The organism is Rhizobium sp. RU36D (assembly GCF_900176345.1).
Taxonomy (GTDB): Bacteria; Pseudomonadota; Alphaproteobacteria; order Rhizobiales; family Rhizobiaceae; genus Allorhizobium.
In genome coordinates, this window is sequence record NZ_FWXU01000047.1 from 1 (window position 1) to 14,743 (window position 14,743).

A 14,743-nucleotide genomic window follows, 5' to 3' on the forward strand; every position below is an offset into this window, starting at 1 on the left:
AATAGGCTCGCATGGCGCTGATTCTCCTTCAAGAATCAGGCCAGTACAATCCGAAACATCATCAAGAATGAGTCAGAGCCAATTTTGCACGCCGAAACACACAAAAGGCGCGGCGCAGGTGGAAGACGCAGCCGGCGGCCGTCATGGCCGCGCAGACGGGTGAGGACGGAAACGTCCGAACCAGAATTCGAGCCGGCAGCGTAACTCTCAAGGGCGTGCATGACACCAAAGCCGGCGCCAATGCCGGTGGCGGTCACGACCCTTTCCCACCCGCATCGCAGAGAGACCGAAGTCGCGGGCAGAAACTGCCGAACGGGGCGCTGAGAGGTGCCACTACTTAACTACCTTACGAGGCAGCTTTCAGCGCCCCGTCCGAACAATCCTAGAATTCGCCAAGGGGCCAGTCTGCCCCACTGGCCGCCCGCTTCCACGCAAAACGCCCCGGTCCGTCAAGACCGAGGCGTGCATGATGCTAAAAACCAGTCTGCCGAGACTAGAACTTGTAGTTCACGCCGGCCTTGATGGTGTGGTCGCCGACATCGCCGGTGGTGGTGCTGGTGCCGTTGAACACCCTGATATCGTTGGTGCGAACATAGTTATATTCCACGCGGCCCGAGATGTTCGAGTTGAACTTCTGCTCGATACCCGCGCCGGCAAGCCAGCCGGGCTTCCATCCGTCAGGACCCTGCACCGGCCCATTGTCGCGCATATTGGTCAACGCCATGCCACCGGTGCCATAGACCAGGGTGTCGCCCAACGGCAGGCCGCCCTTGGCCTTCAGCGCCAAGCGGTGGCGTTCCTTCAGGTCGCCGCCGGGCAGGCGCACTTCCGTGTCGCCCATGTGGGACAGTTCCAGTTCGCCGCCGATCACCGCGCCGTTCAATTCCTGGTTATAGCCACCCTGGATGCCGACGGCCAAGCCCTTGTCGCCGGAAAACGGGTCGAGCTTGTCGGACCCCATGCCGAGATGGCCGCCGACATAGGCGCCGGTCCAGCCGCCGGTCGAGGTGGACGCAGGTGCTTCATAGGATGTGGTATCGGAATAGGTCAGGTCAGCCGCCAAGGCGGGGGCAGCGGCAGAGGCCGCGATGAGAGCGAGGGCGAAAGATTTCGCGCTTGTGTTCATGAGTTTACTCCATACAAAAACCCGCGGAGCGGGCAACACTCAACATACAAGCCAAACCGCAGCACGGACCCTCACGTCGAACCTTCGCCCCCGACGTCCCGCACTGCAGCAGGTCCGCTATCATTTTCACGAATTCTTAAAGACTTCGTTAACCCGCCGGTAACTTCCAACCTGATGGGCGGCTGTTTCGAGGAATGCGAAGGCACAAAAAAATCCGCCCTGTCCAGGGGAGAGACAGGGCGAGACGGGAGGTCGGATTTTTATGGTTGAGCCGCCCGGGGGAGGGAAACCGGGCTGCCAGGGTATGCAGTGGACCGAAGGTGGATCTTCAGGTCCTGAGGGCGTCGCGTCTGTTGCGAAGCCGAAGTCGCGGGGCAATCTGCCGCGCGATGAAGGGTGTCAGGGCGAAACTCGCCACGACCACCGCCGGCAGGAGATATTTCCAATAGGGCTCCAGCGACGGGATCGACAGGACGGTGATCGCTCCGATGCCGAACAGCACCGCATTGACCATCATGCCAACGCAAATGGCGATGTAGTGATCCGTCTTCAAGATCCTTCTCCCTGCGCTGTGGTCATGGCTGTCTTGCGTTCGAGAGAAAAACGGCGGTGCTTCGAAAAAGTTCCGCAACGGCCGTCTCCCGAGAAAAAATCCAGGGACACGCATCCCGGTCCCACCGATCAGTGCTGTCCGCAACGACACGCCTGCGGTGTGGAATAATTGGCAGTTTGCGCCCAAGAGTTCCTTAACCACGGTCTGGGATAATGCCGGATCACCAGAACCCGTCAGACACAATCAGCACCAGAAGAGGACCCGCGTGCCGAAGCCGACATTCCGCTATACCCACTACGATCTGGAGGAACAGCCGGCAGGAACCATCATTGAGGTGACCATGTCGGCCGTCAACAATGTCCGCCTGATGACGACGGCGAATTTCCAACGATTCAAGGAAGTGCTGGATTTCCAGTATTTGGGCGGCATCTGCAAGGTCTCACCGGCGCATCTGGTCATTCCCGAGCCCGGCCACTGGCATGTCGTCGTGGATATGGAAGGTCATCACGGCCTGGCGGATTCGCAGTTGAAGATCGTCGAGCCACCGAAGCGCAAGCGCTCGAAAAAGGCCGCTTAAGCCCGGTTTTCAACCACCGCGTTCGCGCCGAAGCTTCGCCCACCAGTCCAGCCGCTTGCGGATCTCCCGCTCGAAGCCGCGTTCGGGCGGATCATAGAAGGTCTGGCGGCCGAGCTTTTCGGGAAAATAATCCTGGCCGGAAAAGGCGTCGGGCTCGTCGTGATCGTAGCGATAGCCCTCGCCATAGCCCTCCCCCTTCATCAGCTTGGTCGGGGCATTGAGGATATGCTTGGGCGGCAGCAGCGAGCCATTCTCCTTCGCAGTCCGCATCGCCGCCTTGTAGGCGGTGTAGACCGCGTTGGATTTCGGCGCGGTCGCCAGGTAGACGCAGGCATTCGCCAGCGCCAGTTCTCCCTCGGGCGAGCCAAGAAAGTCATAGGCGTCCTTGGCGGCGTTGCAGACCACCAGCGCCTGGGGATCGGCAAGACCGATATCCTCCACCGCCATGCGCACCAACCGCCGGCCGAGAAACAGCGGATCTTCCCCGGCATCGAACATGCGGCAGAGATAATACAGCGCGGCATCGGGATCGGAGCCGCGCACCGCCTTGTGCAGGGCGGAGATCAGATTGTAGTGCCCGTCCTGGCCCTTGTCATAGACGGGCGCCCGGCGCTGGACGATGCGGGAAAGGCCCGCCGTATCGAACACCTCGCCTGCCCGCGCCGCACGCCAGACCTCCTCGGCCAGCGTCAGCGCTGCGCGGCCATCGCCATCGGCCATGCTCATCAGCGCCAAGCGAGCGTCGGGGTCAAGCGGCAGCGGCTTGGCCTCCACCGTCTCGGCGCGGGACAAGAGCAGTTCGATCGATTCTTCCCTGAGTGGCTGAAAGGTCAGGACCCGGGCCCGGGACAACAGAGCGGCGTTGAGTTCGAAGCTCGGATTCTCCGTCGTGGCGCCGACCAGGATGATCGTGCCGTCTTCCATCACGGGAAGGAAACTGTCCTGCTGGGCGCGGTTGAAGCGATGGATCTCATCGACGAACAGTAGCGTCTGGCGGCCGGACATCCGCCGGCTGCGGGCCGCCTCGAAGGCCTTCTTGAGATCGGCGACGCCAGAAAAGATCGCCGAGATCTGCTCGAAGGCCAAGCCCGCCTCGCCGGACAATAGCCGCGCAACGGTTGTCTTGCCGGTGCCCGGCGGTCCCCAGAAGATCATCGAGCCTAGGGACCCCGAGGCGATCATGCGGGCCAGAACGCCGTCTTCGCCCGTCAGATGCTCCTGCCCCACAACATCGGCCAGGCTTTGCGGCCGCAGCCGGTCGGCCAAGGGCCGCCGCGCCGCGACGTCGTCCGGCACTACGGGGGCGAAGAGATCGCTCATCGGAAGATCTGCCGGATGCGTTGGCCATCGCGCTCGATCTCCACCTGCCAGAAGCCGGGATTGCTCGAGGCGATCTTGGCGAGGTCTGCCGTCGTCGTAACCGCTATCCCGTTGACCGCAATCACGATGTCATGTGGGGCAAATCCGAGCCGGGCCGCAGGAGATCCGGACGCAAGCGCCGTGACGACCACGCCGGTGACTTCTGCCGGCATCTGCAGTTCGGTGGCGAGCCTCGGCGAGAGATTGGCGACGGTCGCGCCTGCAAAGGGATTGCGGCCCTCGATGGTCCGCTCGTCGCGCGGCGTCGTTTCCGGAGCACCGCTCAGCTTGAGGGTGATATCGCGCTCCTTGCCATTCTCGGCAACGGTCAATGTGACGGCATTTCCAAGGCCGGCGGTGGTCAGGCGATAGCCCAGGGCGTCGGGATGCTCGACACCAAGGCCGTTGACCGCGGTCACGACCTGCCCGGCCTTGAGGCCCGCCTTGTCAGCTGGGCCACCCTCGACGGTGCGGACCACCAGGGCGCCGAGCACGCGCTTCAGGCCCAGCGCTTCGGCCACGTCTGATGTGACAGGCTCGAAGGAGGCGCCGACATAGGGCCGCTCGAAGCTCTTGGCGCCGCTTTCAGCAGCGGCGATGAAGACCTTGACCAGATTGGCCGGAATGGCGAAACCGACGCCATTGGAGCCGCCGCCGCGGGAGAAGATCGCCGTGTTGATGCCGATCAGTTCGCCGCGCATGTTCATCAGCGCGCCGCCGGAATTGCCGGGATTGATCGAGGCATCGGTCTGGATGAAGAAGCCGAAATCGCCTTGCGTGACCTGGTTGCGGGCAAGCGCCGAGACGATGCCGCTGGTCACCGTCTGGCCGACGCCGAAGGGATTGCCGATCGCCAGCACCAGGTCGCCGACCTCCAGCTTGTCGGAATCACCGACCGTGAGCGCCGGCAGCGCCTCGGGCGCGTCAATCTTCAGGACGGCGAGATCGAGCCTGTCGTCCTTGAGGACCAGCTTCACCGGAAATTCCCGGCCATCCGACAGCGCGACCTTGATGTCGTCGGCGCCGTCGATCACGTGGTTGTTGGTCACGACTGTGCCGTTTGATGCAACGATGACGCCCGAACCGAGGGAGGATTGCTTTTCGGTGCGGTTCGGCATGCGCTGGCCGAAGAACTGCTCAAAGAAGGGATCGCCGGCAAAGGGCGAGCGGCGCTGCACCAGGCGCTCGGCATAGACATTTACCACGGCACCGTGTGTCTGCTTGACCAGCGGCGCGAAAGACATCTGCATCTCGGCCTGGCTTTGCGGCACCGTCTTGGGTGACTGCTGGGTATAGGCAGCGATCGGCAAGACCAAGGCGGCGGCGATCAGGGCCGGGATGAAATAGTTCAGGCGTGGCATGCGAATCCCCTTCGAGCGATTGGGCCGTGCATTGATACGGTTTGCGGCCTCACTACTGCAAACCAAATTGAGGCCGAACCATGGAAAGCCACGGGGAAATGGGGCCGGTGCCCGCGGTGATCAAGCCTTCCTGAAGAAACCAGGCGCGTGCCGCTCTCGGCAAGGCCGCCGCGCCGATAGAGTTCACCGAAGGCATGCAGAGAGCGGGGCGTCATGCGCCTGTTTCACCTCATCGTGAAAACGCGTGGGCAAGTGGTTTCTGGGAACGATTGGGACGGACAGACGTTTGCGCTGTCTCATGCGCATTAGGCTCAAACCCGTATTGCATAGCCTGAGGAGACCGACATGAACCGCCTGACCCCTGCCCTGCCCGCCATCACCCTGCTGCTGTCGCTCATGGCCGCCGCGCCCAACGCTCAAGCTGCGAGCTTCGATTGCAGCAGCGCGGAATTGAAGGCGGATGAAAAGGCGATCTGCGAAAACCGCGACCTGAATGACGCGGATGTGCGGATGGTCACCACCTTCGACCTGGTTTCTCAGCTCTTGGCCATGGGCTCTCGCGGCGAGTTGCAGGATGCACAGGTCGCCTGGCTCACCAAGCGCCAGGCCTGCAACGCCGACCTCCAATGCCTGCGGGACGCGTATGCAAGCCGGCTCGATGAATTGAAGGCCGTGTTTGCCAAGATCGAACGGCCATTTTGACTGTTATCGGGTAAATACGATGCCTCTGACGGCAAAGGCCGCGAGCAGCAGTCCTACGACCACATGATATAGCACCCGCGGATCGGCCGGATTGCCAATGGCCATGCCAAAGGTGAGAACTAAGGCCACCCAGCCGATGCAGCCGACCCCGACGATGGCAGAAAGCGCGCGGTCTGTGCGCCTTCTTGCCCGCAATGCGGCCAGAACGGAAAGCAGGATCGCAAATCCGCTCGAACCGATCGACCAAACCAGTTCGGGCGATCCGGACGGTAAGGTCGCAAACGAGCCGTAGACGTGAAGCAAGGCGCCGATAAACAGAACGGCTGAGAAGGCGAATTCGGCGATCAGCATGGACTTGGCTTCCTTTTCGGGCGGTTCGGCTGTTGTTAGTGTCGATGTCCGACAGCTATCCGCTCCCAGGTCAGGCGTATTGTAAATTTGGGAACGGCCGAAGGGTGCCGCCATCTTTCAGATTCGCTTTCAGCGCTTTAGTCTCCGCCATTGTCAGCCTCGACAATAAGCCTGGATCACGGCATGTTCCTCAGAACCATTCCACCTCATGCCGTCATCGCGCCCTACATCCATCATTTCTGGGTGTTCGATGCGCCTGCGGGCTTGCCGGCCATGGATGCCCGCGTTGTCGTACCCAATGGCAGGGCGAAGCTCATCGTCCCTTGGCGCAATGGGTTGACTGCGCGGGCAATGCCAACCTCCACACGCAAGCCCGGGCGGCACAGTCCGGAAGGGGAAATCGTTCTGGTCGGGCTCTGGGACCAGCCGACCACCCTGTCGTCAACCGCGGGGCGGACGGTGACGATCGGTGTCGAATTCACGCCGACCGGCCTCGCGCATTTCATCCGGCAGGACCTGCACGAGATCTTCCTCGAAATCGCGCCGGTCGATGCCTTGCTTGGCAAGCTCGGAGAAAAGCTTGCTCGCCGCGTGGCCGAGGCAGACACCGCGACCGCCGCCGTCGCTCTGGTCCACGCCTTTCTGATCGACCGGGCGCTGGAGAACGGGCCATCACCCGATCCTATCGTTCAGGCGGCGATGCGGACTATGGCAGCGAGTGGCTTTTCCATCCCTATCGAACACCTCGCCGACCGAATGGATTGTTCGCGTCGGCATCTACAGACGCTGTTTCTAAGGCAGGTGGGGATGACGCCCAAAAAACTGCAGTCGGTCATGGCATTCGAGAGGCTGTACAGGCGCTATGCGGGACACCGGGATCTGAGAATGCTGCGAGAGGATGCGCTTGATCACTTCTACGACCAAGCCCATTTCATTCACACCTTCAGGCGCTTTACGGGCCACGCCCCATCGGCATTTGCCGAACTCGACAACGAGTTTGGCCGCCTGTTTTACCGCAGCCCGACAGCGGCCGCAGGCCCACCCAAGGCTTAAGCCGCTACCGCCGGGCGGGCTCCGGGCCGAACCACTCGACTGTTCCTGACGATGGGCGGCGTGCACGGCGTCGGCGCAGGTCGATGCCGTTGATAAACCGGCGCGCAGGGCCTTCGATCAGGACATAGCTGCCGATGGCACAGCAGAAGGCGGCGATGACGAGCACGATGATGTAGATGACGCCCTTTTCCCGGAAGGGACCGGCGGCCGCATAGAATGGCTGCTGCCAGAGATAAAGCGAATAGCTGATGAGGCCAATGGAGACCAGCGGCCGAACCGACAGCGCGTTTCGGACGAATGCCGGAGCAACGTCGAGCGCATTGACGCACCAGGCCAGCATCAGTGTGACGACGCCGTATTTGATGTAACCCGGCGCATCATCGGTGAACAGGATCAAGGCGACCGGCACGGCCAGCAGCGTGGTGGCCGGATGCATGAAGCGCCGCAGATCAAACTCGCGGATGGCCAGATAGATCGAGGCCGAGATCAGGATCGAAGCAATCCGGACATCCGTGCGCCAATAGGCGAGATCTTCCCGCTGGCCAAAATAATGGCTCGAGATGAGACCGTTGATGACGCAGAGGATGGTCGCACCAACCATGAAATACAGGGCCAAACGTGCATTGCGGCGGGTGAACCAGGCTAGCACCAGCAGGATGAGATAGCTGTGCTCCTCCACCGCCAGCGACCAGGTGTGCCCAAAGGCCAGGCCACGGTAGAAGAAGAACTCGGTATAGTTCGTAGTGAATGTCAGGGCGGCGATGATGTCATGCACCTGCGCCAGCGGCTCACGCGTGTCCATCAGTTGCACGCTCAGCAGCGCGGGAATGCTGACACAGAGCACAAAGACCAGCAATGCGGGATAGATACGGGAGATGCGCCGACGAAGGAATTCGAGCGCTTCCACCTTTCGGACGAACAGAATCTCGGCCATGAGACGGCCGGAGAGCACGAAAAAGAGTTCGACGCCGAACGAGCCGATGTCCATGCCCGGCACCGGAAAGAAGTGCCCGATCATGACGGCGAGAATGGCTATTCCACGCCATCCGTCGAGAAAGTGTAGTCTTTCCGTCGGGTGCTCGCCGATTTTTGTCATGGATCATCTCCCTATTCACGAGGGGTATATCCAGACAATCGAATTTACGAAAGTTTAACCTTAATTACTGGTTAACAGGCAACCCGCCGGCCCCGCCGACGGGTTGAGAAATAGTACCGTTACTCGGGCAGAACGCGAACGGCGCCCTTGTCGGCCGACGATGCAAAAGCGGCATAGGCCTTGAGCGCCGTGGTGACATTGCGCTTGCGCGGCGCGGAAGGCTTCCAGCCAAGCTTGTCCTGTTCGGCGCGACGGGCGGCGAGTTCCGATTCCTGTACCAGCAGGTTGATGGTGCGAGCCGGAATGTCGATGGCGATCATGTCGCCCTGGCGCACCAGGCCGATCGCGCCGCCCTGTGCCGCTTCCGGCGAGGCATGGCCGATCGACAGGCCCGACGTGCCGCCGGAGAAGCGGCCATCAGTGATCAGCGCGCACGCCTTGCCCAGGCCCTTGGACTTCAGATAGCTCGTCGGGTAGAGCATTTCCTGCATGCCCGGGCCGCCTTTCGGCCCTTCGTAGCGGATGACGACGACATCGCCTTCCTTGACCTCGTTGTTGAGGATGCCCTTGACGGCCGCGTCCTGGCTTTCGAACACGACAGCCGGACCGGTGAACTTCAGGATGGATTCATCGACACCCGCCGTCTTCACGATGCAGCCGTCGAGCGCGATGTTGCCATAGAGCACGGCGAGGCCGCCGTCCTTGGAGAAGGGATGTTCGACGGAGCGGATGACGCCCTTTTCACCATCGGTGTCGAGTTCGTCCCAACGCGAGGACTGGCTGAAGGCGACCTGCGTGGGAACGCCGCCAGGTGCGGCCTTGAAGAATTCGCGCACCGTCTCGGAATTGGTGCGGGTGATATCCCAGCGGTCGATGGCGTCGCCGAGCGTCTCGGCATGAACCGTCGGGCAGTCACGGTTGATAAGACCGCCACGATCGAGCTCGCCGAGGATGCGCATGATGCCGCCGGCGCGATGCACGTCTTCCATGTGCACGTCGCTCTTGGCAGGTGCCACCTTGGAGAGGCAGGGCACCTTGCGCGAAAGGCGATCGATATCGTCCATGGTGAAGTCGATACCGCCTTCATGGGCCGCCGCCAGGATGTGCAGAACGGTGTTGGTCGATCCGCCCATGGCGATGTCGAGCGACATGGCGTTTTCGAAGGCGGCCTTGGAGGCGATGGTGCGCGGCAGGACGGTTTCGTCGTCCTGCTCATAGTAGCGACGGGCGAGATCGACGATCAGGTGGCCGGCCTCGACAAACAGGCGCTTGCGGTCGCCATGGGTGGCGAGCGTCGAGCCATTGCCGGGCAGCGACAGGCCGAGAGCCTCGGTCAGACAGTTCATGGAGTTGGCGGTGAACATGCCCGAGCAGGAGCCGCAGGTCGGGCAGGCCGAGCGCTCGATGACGGCCACGTCCTCGTCGGAAATCTTGTCGTCGGCTGCGGCAACCATGGCGTCAACCAGATCGAGCGCCACTTTCTTGCCGTGCAGTGTGGCCTTGCCGGCTTCCATCGGGCCACCGGAAACAAAAACGGCCGGGATGTTGAGCCGCATGGCGGCCGACAGCATGCCGGGGGTGATCTTGTCGCAGTTGGAAATGCAGACCATGGCGTCGGCGCAGTGGGCATTGACCATGTATTCGACCGAGTCGGAGATGATCTCGCGCGACGGCAGCGAATAAAGCATGCCGTCATGGCCCATGGCGATGCCGTCGTCGACGGCGATGGTGTTGAACTCCTTGGCGACCCCGCCGGCCGCCTCGATTTCCCGCGCGACGAGCTGGCCAAGGTCCTTCAGGTGCACATGGCCCGGCACGAACTGGGTGAAGGAGTTGACGACCGCAATGATCGGCTTGCCGAAGTCGGAATCCTTCATGCCGGTGGCGCGCCAAAGGCCGCGCGCACCTGCCATGTTACGGCCGTGGGTCGTGGTTCTTGAACGATAGGCTGGCATCGGTGTCACCTCGGAATTTATCGTTGTTTTGCTCCGGCCTGAACAGGGACGCGCCGTCCGGAGGCATCGCAAGCCGGTTTTGTCCTGTGGTACTGCATCGGGGCCGGAGTGTCACTATCGCCTTGCGGCAAAACGGTACGGTTGAGCCAACTCCCGCAACTGGGAAAACGCAAATGTGATCGCGACTGGCCACACACGCAGATGTGGTTTTATGTTTCTTTTACAGCGGCTGAAACTTTGCTTTGCTACGCTACGTATAAGCATTGAAGCCTGAACCTGACCATCCCTCGCGGAGGAGACACTATGCCCAGCTATCGCCCACCGAAGATCGCCGCCTCCGAGATCACGCCGCAGAAGTTCTACATGAACCGGCGCACCCTGCTCGGTGCTGCCGCAAGCGGATTGGCGCTCGCATCGGCGCCCGGCGTCATGGCGGCGCCACTGGCTGCCAAGGAGACGGATTACAAGGTGACCGACAAGATCACGTCCAAGGAAGACGCGACCACCTACAACAACTTCTATGAATTCGGTACGGGCAAGGATGACCCGGTTCGTTATTCCGGAGATTTCAAACCAACCCCCTGGCGCGTGGAGATCGGCGGGCTCGTCAACAAGCCAACCGTGATCGGCATCGACGACATCATGAAGGATTTCACGATGGAGGAGCGCGTCTACCGTATGCGCTGCGTCGAGGCGTGGTCGATGGTCATCCCGTGGATCGGCTTCCCGCTGGCCGCACTTCTCGACCGCGTCGAGCCCTTGGGCAGCGCCAAGTATGTGGCGTTCGAAACCATCGTGCGGCCGGAGGAAATGCCGGGCCAGACCGGCCTGTTTCAGGCGCTGAAGTGGCCCTATGTCGAGGGCCTGCGGCTGGACGAGGCGCGTCATCCGCTGACGATCCTGGCGACCGGCCTTTATGACGAGACCCTGCCGAACCAGAACGGGGCGCCGCTGCGGTTGGTCGTGCCGTGGAAATACGGTTTCAAGGGCATCAAGTCGATCGTCAAGATCACGCTGACCGAGAACGAACCGCCTTGCACCTGGAAGATGTCGGCGCCGAGCGAATACGGCTTCTATGCCAATGTGAACCCGGAGGTCGATCACCCGCGCTGGAGCCAGGCCACGGAACGTCGCATAGGCGAGGCCAATGGCCTGTTCGGCGGCGCCCGCATGAACACCCTGCCCTTCAACGGCTATGCCAATGAGGTCGCAAGCCTCTATGCCGGCATGGATCTCCGGGCGAATTACTGACCATGGCAACCGCCCTCAGCTCCCGCCAGCGCGATGCCGCCATCTGGCTGCTCTATGTTCTCGGTCTGGTGCCGGGCCTCTGGTATTTTTACCTTGGGGTCACGGCGCAGCTCGGTGCTGATCCCGTGCGGACATTTGAGCATGCGCTGGGGCTGTGGGCACTGCGATTCTTGTGCCTGGGGCTGGCGATCACCCCCCTACGGGATCTCGCCGGGATCAACCTGATCGCCTATCGCCGGGCGCTGGGGCTGCTCGCGTTCTACTATGTGCTGGCGCATTTCGCGGTATACCTGACGCTCGACCGGGGCCTTATCCTGACCTCGATCCTCGGCGACATCCTGAAGCGGCCCTATATCATGCTGGGCATGGCCGGGCTGATCATGCTGATACCGCTGGCACTCACCTCCAACAGGTGGTCGATCCGCAAGCTCGGGCCGCGCTGGACCACGCTGCACAAGCTCGCCTACCCCATCCCGCTGGTGGCGGTGCTGCACTACGTCCTGTCGATCAAGTCGATCACGCTGGAGCCGGTCTTCTACCTCGCCGTGGTGACGCTGCTTCTCGGATACCGTCTTGTGCGTCCCTATCTCATGGAGCGCAAACGGGCGCGGAAGAAGGCGGCAGCGACCGTTGCGGCACCCTCGGGCAGCAAGGCCTGATCCCCACTCTCTCCCATTGATCGGGCCGTTTACAGCGACCCGATTTTTTTTGAAGAAATTGTCTTGGACTTGTCGAATCCCTCAATGCTCGTTCGTTGTATCATCAGGGAGTGCGATGATGCATCCCGCATTCTGATGAGGAGACAAGACATGCGCGTAATGGTGATGGTCAAGGCGACAGAAGACAGCGAAGAAGGCATCATGCCGCCGGCCAAGCTGTTTGAGGATATGGGCAAGTTCAACGAAGAACTGGTGCAGGCCGGCATCATGATGGAAGGCGCCGGCCTCAAGCCCTCTAAGGTCGGCAAGCGCGTGGCCTTCGACGGCGCCAGCCGGACGGTGATCGATGGCCCCTTTGCCGAGACCCGGGAACTGGTGGCAGGCTATTGGATCTGGGAAGTCAAAGACATGGCGGAGGCCGTGGAATGGGTGAAGCGCTGCCCCAACCCAATGATGGGACCGAGTGAAATCGAGATCCGTCCCTTCTACGAGATGGAAGACTTTGCCGACATCGCCTCACCCGAAGGCCAGGCCAGCCATGACCGCGCCGCCGAGGGCCTGGCCAAGCAGCAGGCCTCCAAGGGCTGATGCGCAAGGGTGTAAGGGCGCAGGCGCGTAGCGGCACACCCCCTCGTTGACTGCCCCGAGCAATTCCCCATAATCGGCGCGCATGGAAACGAGGGATACCCATATTGCCGCCGAGGCCGTGTTTCGCATTGAGCGTACGCGGCTGATTGCGGGCCTGACCCGCATGGTGCGCGATATCGGCCTCGCCGAGGAACTGGCCCAGGACGCGCTGGTGGCTGCGCTATCGGACTGGCCGAAGCGTGGGGTGCCCGCCAATCCGGCAGCCTGGTTGATGGCGACCGCCAAGCGTCGCGCCATCGACCAGCTTCGCCGGCGCTCGATGCTGGAGCGCAAACACCAGGAGCTTGCGCTCGATCTTGATGGCGCAAGCCACCACGATCCCATCGGGGAGCTCGAGCAAGCCATGGATGACGATATCGGCGACGAGCGCCTGAGCCTGATGTTCACCGCCTGCCATCCCGTGCTCTCAAGAGAGGCGCGGGTGGCGCTGACGCTGCGGCTGGTGGGAGGCCTGACGACCGAAGAGATATCAAGGGCGTTTCTCACCAGCGAGCCGACGATCGCCCAACGCATCGTCAGGGCGAAGAAGGCGCTCGGTTCGTCCGGGGCAAGCTACGCGGTGCCACGCGGCGATGAGCGCGGCCTAAGGCTCGCTGCCGTCCTGGAGGTGATCTACCTGATTTTCAACGAGGGCTATGCGGCCAGTTCAGGTGAGGATGCGATCCGCCCTTCCCTCTGCAACGAGGCCATGCGCCTTGGCCGGATCCTCGTGGCGCTTGCCCCTGACGAACCCGAAGTGCTCGGGCTCTTGGCGCTGATGGAAATCCAGGCATCGAGGCTGAACGCCCGCACGGGACCGCACGGCGAAACCCTGACGCTTGAGCATCAGAACAGGGCTCGGTGGGACCTGATGCTGATCCGGCGCGGACTTGCCGCGCTGGACCGGGTGCAGGCGCTTGGCGGCCGTGACGGCGCCTATGCCCTGCAGGCTGAACTGGCTGCCTGCCATGCCCGCGCACGCAGTTTCCAGGAAACGGATTGGTTCCGGATATCGGGGCTTTACGACCGGCTTCTTAAAGTGATGCCATCCCCGGTCGTCGCGCTGAACCGGGCGATCGCCTATAGCATGGCCAAGGGTCCGATGGTCGGACTTGCCCTGTTGGCGGAACTCGAAGCCGAACCGGCCTTGCAGCGCTACGCCCCTCTTTCAGCCGCCAAAGCCGACTGCCTGATGCGGGCCGGACAGAAGGGCGAGGCCCGCAGCGCCTTTAAACGGGCAGCATCCCTCAGCCGCAACAAGAGCGAACGCGCCTTTCTCCAACAACGGGCGGAAGAATGCGGGCGTAGCTAAGTGCAGGTCGTGAAACCGACAAACCGGGCAATTGCTCGCCCGGTTTGTTGTTCTCGTATAGTTTGGTCACTCTCGATCAGAACTGCTTCCTGAACAGCAAGCGGTCGAGCGACAGATAACCGCCGCCAAAGGCTGCAAAGAGGAAGACGCCGCCGGTCCAGAAGAGCGAAGCGAGTTCCGCCTTGGTCTGCACCTGGTGCAAGAACTTCGTGCCGCCGTCTCCGAGGCGGGCCATGGCCTCCGGCGTGAAGAGGTCACCACCCGCTTTCAGGGCGTCGATGCCGGCCTGGGTCAGGAAGGCATCGCCATAGGGATGTAGTGGAACCAGAGGGTAATGGCCAGCATGACGCCATTGGCCAGCGCCGCGGGTCGGGTAAACAGGCCGAGCGCGATCATCAGGCCGCCAAACACCTGCATGACCGCCAGCAGCGGCGACCAAAGCCAACCGGGATAGAAGCCGAGATTTTCGACGAAACCGACCTGCGCCAGCGGCGCCAAAATCTTGGGCCACCCCTCGACAACCAGCATGCCGCCGACCGCGAGCCGGAAAATGCTCCAGGCCATGGGTTGGGCCACACGGTCATAAAAGCCGGCAAGCGGCGGGATGATCAGGTGGTCTTTGTCGTTATTGAAAATGGATACGTCAACCATTTGCATGTCCCTCTTATACCAACGTGCACGGATCATGACCGATGCGCCCAATCGCGCGTTCCGATGGACATGATCTTCCACGGCTGATCGACGAGCCTGTTCCAAGCGCG

17 protein-coding genes are annotated in these 14,743 nt (G+C 62.0%); 7 read left to right on the top strand and 10 right to left on the bottom strand.

Annotated features, from left to right (window positions below; translation table 11 throughout):
* Positions 1-35 precede the first annotated feature (35 nt).
* The 3 genes from B9A97_RS28420 to B9A97_RS28430 form a co-directional block, all read right to left on the bottom strand.
* On the bottom strand, positions 36-257 hold the full coding sequence (locus B9A97_RS28420; RefSeq protein ID WP_084369202.1) for a hypothetical protein: 222 nt from the start codon (positions 255-257) through the stop codon (positions 36-38).
* Between the two features lie 236 nt (positions 258-493).
* Complete coding sequence (locus B9A97_RS28425; RefSeq protein ID WP_084369203.1) at positions 494-1,126, bottom strand: outer membrane protein; 633 nt, start codon at positions 1,124-1,126, stop codon at positions 494-496.
* A gap of 328 nt (positions 1,127-1,454) precedes the next feature.
* Complete coding sequence (locus B9A97_RS28430) at positions 1,455-1,679, bottom strand: hypothetical protein (protein WP_244564397.1); 225 nt, start codon at positions 1,677-1,679, stop codon at positions 1,455-1,457.
* 265 nt (positions 1,680-1,944) lie between these two features.
* On the opposite strand from B9A97_RS28430, the gene B9A97_RS28435 reads away from it, so the two are divergent.
* Positions 1,945-2,256 carry a DUF1883 domain-containing protein gene (locus B9A97_RS28435; RefSeq protein ID WP_084369204.1) on the top strand — a complete coding sequence of 104 codons (312 nt, stop codon included), beginning with the start codon at positions 1,945-1,947 and terminating at the stop codon, positions 2,254-2,256.
* A gap of 9 nt (positions 2,257-2,265) precedes the next feature.
* On the opposite strand, the gene B9A97_RS28440 is transcribed toward B9A97_RS28435, so the two are convergent.
* Positions 2,266-3,576, bottom strand: a complete 1,311-nt coding sequence (locus B9A97_RS28440; RefSeq protein WP_084369205.1) for a replication-associated recombination protein A — start codon at positions 3,574-3,576, stop codon at positions 2,266-2,268.
* Positions 3,573-4,976 (bottom strand): DegQ family serine endoprotease, encoded by a 1,404-nt coding sequence (locus B9A97_RS28445; protein ID WP_084369206.1) that lies wholly within the window; start codon positions 4,974-4,976, stop codon positions 3,573-3,575. The genes B9A97_RS28440 and B9A97_RS28445 overlap by 4 nt, the downstream gene beginning before the upstream one ends.
* A gap of 396 nt (positions 4,977-5,372) precedes the next feature.
* On the opposite strand from B9A97_RS28445, the gene B9A97_RS28450 reads away from it, so the two are divergent.
* Positions 5,373-5,678 carry a lysozyme inhibitor LprI family protein gene (locus tag B9A97_RS28450; RefSeq protein ID WP_244564400.1) on the top strand — a complete coding sequence of 102 codons (306 nt, stop codon included), beginning with the start codon at positions 5,373-5,375 and terminating at the stop codon, positions 5,676-5,678.
* A 3-nt stretch (positions 5,679-5,681) separates the two neighbouring features.
* On the opposite strand, the gene B9A97_RS28455 is transcribed toward B9A97_RS28450, so the two are convergent.
* Positions 5,682-6,029, bottom strand: a complete 348-nt coding sequence (locus B9A97_RS28455; RefSeq protein ID WP_084369208.1) for a hypothetical protein — start codon at positions 6,027-6,029, stop codon at positions 5,682-5,684.
* 183 nt (positions 6,030-6,212) lie between these two features.
* Here B9A97_RS28455 and B9A97_RS28460 point away from each other — a divergent pair, with 183 nt between their 5' ends.
* Entirely contained in the window at positions 6,213-7,082 is an 870-nt protein-coding gene (locus tag B9A97_RS28460; RefSeq protein WP_084369209.1) for a DUF6597 domain-containing transcriptional factor, read from the top strand.
* Positions 7,083-7,086: 4 nt separating this feature from the next.
* Here the strand turns inward: B9A97_RS28460 and B9A97_RS28465 are convergent, their stop codons facing one another.
* Positions 7,087-8,178, bottom strand: a complete 1,092-nt coding sequence (locus B9A97_RS28465; RefSeq protein WP_084369210.1) for an acyltransferase family protein — start codon at positions 8,176-8,178, stop codon at positions 7,087-7,089.
* A gap of 119 nt (positions 8,179-8,297) precedes the next feature.
* Positions 8,298-10,133 (bottom strand): dihydroxy-acid dehydratase, encoded by a 1,836-nt coding sequence (gene ilvD / locus B9A97_RS28470; RefSeq protein WP_084369211.1) that lies wholly within the window; start codon positions 10,131-10,133, stop codon positions 8,298-8,300.
* A gap of 303 nt (positions 10,134-10,436) precedes the next feature.
* Between ilvD and msrP the strand changes: the two genes are divergently transcribed.
* The 4 genes from msrP to B9A97_RS28490 all read left to right on the top strand — a co-directional run bounded on the left by msrP (position 10,437) and on the right by B9A97_RS28490 (position 13,982).
* Entirely contained in the window at positions 10,437-11,384 is a 948-nt protein-coding gene (gene msrP / locus B9A97_RS28475) for a protein-methionine-sulfoxide reductase catalytic subunit MsrP (RefSeq protein WP_084369212.1), read from the top strand.
* A 2-nt stretch (positions 11,385-11,386) separates the two neighbouring features.
* Entirely contained in the window at positions 11,387-12,043 is a 657-nt protein-coding gene (gene msrQ, locus B9A97_RS28480) for a protein-methionine-sulfoxide reductase heme-binding subunit MsrQ (protein WP_084369213.1), read from the top strand.
* Positions 12,044-12,193: 150 nt separating this feature from the next.
* Positions 12,194-12,631, top strand: coding sequence for a YciI family protein (locus tag B9A97_RS28485; protein WP_084369214.1), 438 nt, complete (start codon positions 12,194-12,196; stop codon positions 12,629-12,631).
* Between the two features lie 82 nt (positions 12,632-12,713).
* Positions 12,714-13,982: an RNA polymerase sigma factor gene (locus B9A97_RS28490; RefSeq protein ID WP_084369215.1), complete on the top strand. Its 1,269-nt coding sequence runs from the start codon at positions 12,714-12,716 to the stop codon at positions 13,980-13,982.
* 76 nt (positions 13,983-14,058) lie between these two features.
* On the opposite strand, the gene B9A97_RS30300 is transcribed toward B9A97_RS28490, so the two are convergent.
* Both B9A97_RS30300 and B9A97_RS30305 read right to left on the bottom strand, forming a co-directional pair.
* On the bottom strand, positions 14,059-14,217 hold the full coding sequence (locus B9A97_RS30300; protein ID WP_244564398.1) for a hypothetical protein: 159 nt from the start codon (positions 14,215-14,217) through the stop codon (positions 14,059-14,061).
* A gap of 56 nt (positions 14,218-14,273) precedes the next feature.
* Positions 14,274-14,743: DoxX family protein (locus tag B9A97_RS30305; RefSeq protein ID WP_244564399.1), on the bottom strand; the 470-nt coding region annotated here is incomplete at its 5' end.

What these genes read in the sequence shown, in the direction of transcription:
- B9A97_RS28425 (WP_084369203.1), bottom strand. Translation starts at nt 1,126, where the DNA reads ATGAACACAAGCGCGAAATCTTTCGCCCTCGCTCTCATCGCGGCCTCT.
- B9A97_RS28440 (WP_084369205.1), bottom strand. Translation starts at nt 3,576, where the DNA reads ATGAGCGATCTCTTCGCCCCCGTAGTGCCGGACGACGTCGCGGCGCGG.
- B9A97_RS28445 (WP_084369206.1), bottom strand. Translation starts at nt 4,976, where the DNA reads ATGCCACGCCTGAACTATTTCATCCCGGCCCTGATCGCCGCCGCCTTG.
- B9A97_RS28450 (WP_244564400.1), top strand. Translation starts at nt 5,373, where the DNA reads ATGGCCGCCGCGCCCAACGCTCAAGCTGCGAGCTTCGATTGCAGCAGC.
- B9A97_RS28455 (WP_084369208.1), bottom strand. Translation starts at nt 6,029, where the DNA reads ATGCTGATCGCCGAATTCGCCTTCTCAGCCGTTCTGTTTATCGGCGCC.
- B9A97_RS28460 (WP_084369209.1), top strand. Translation starts at nt 6,213, where the DNA reads ATGTTCCTCAGAACCATTCCACCTCATGCCGTCATCGCGCCCTACATC.
- B9A97_RS28465 (WP_084369210.1), bottom strand. Translation starts at nt 8,178, where the DNA reads ATGACAAAAATCGGCGAGCACCCGACGGAAAGACTACACTTTCTCGAC.
- ilvD (WP_084369211.1), bottom strand. Translation starts at nt 10,133, where the DNA reads ATGCCAGCCTATCGTTCAAGAACCACGACCCACGGCCGTAACATGGCA.
- msrP (WP_084369212.1), top strand. Translation starts at nt 10,437, where the DNA reads ATGCCCAGCTATCGCCCACCGAAGATCGCCGCCTCCGAGATCACGCCG.
- msrQ (WP_084369213.1), top strand. Translation starts at nt 11,387, where the DNA reads ATGGCAACCGCCCTCAGCTCCCGCCAGCGCGATGCCGCCATCTGGCTG.
- B9A97_RS28485 (WP_084369214.1), top strand. Translation starts at nt 12,194, where the DNA reads ATGCGCGTAATGGTGATGGTCAAGGCGACAGAAGACAGCGAAGAAGGC.
- B9A97_RS28490 (WP_084369215.1), top strand. Translation starts at nt 12,714, where the DNA reads ATGGAAACGAGGGATACCCATATTGCCGCCGAGGCCGTGTTTCGCATT.
- B9A97_RS30300 (WP_244564398.1), bottom strand. Translation starts at nt 14,217, where the DNA reads ATGGCCCGCCTCGGAGACGGCGGCACGAAGTTCTTGCACCAGGTGCAG.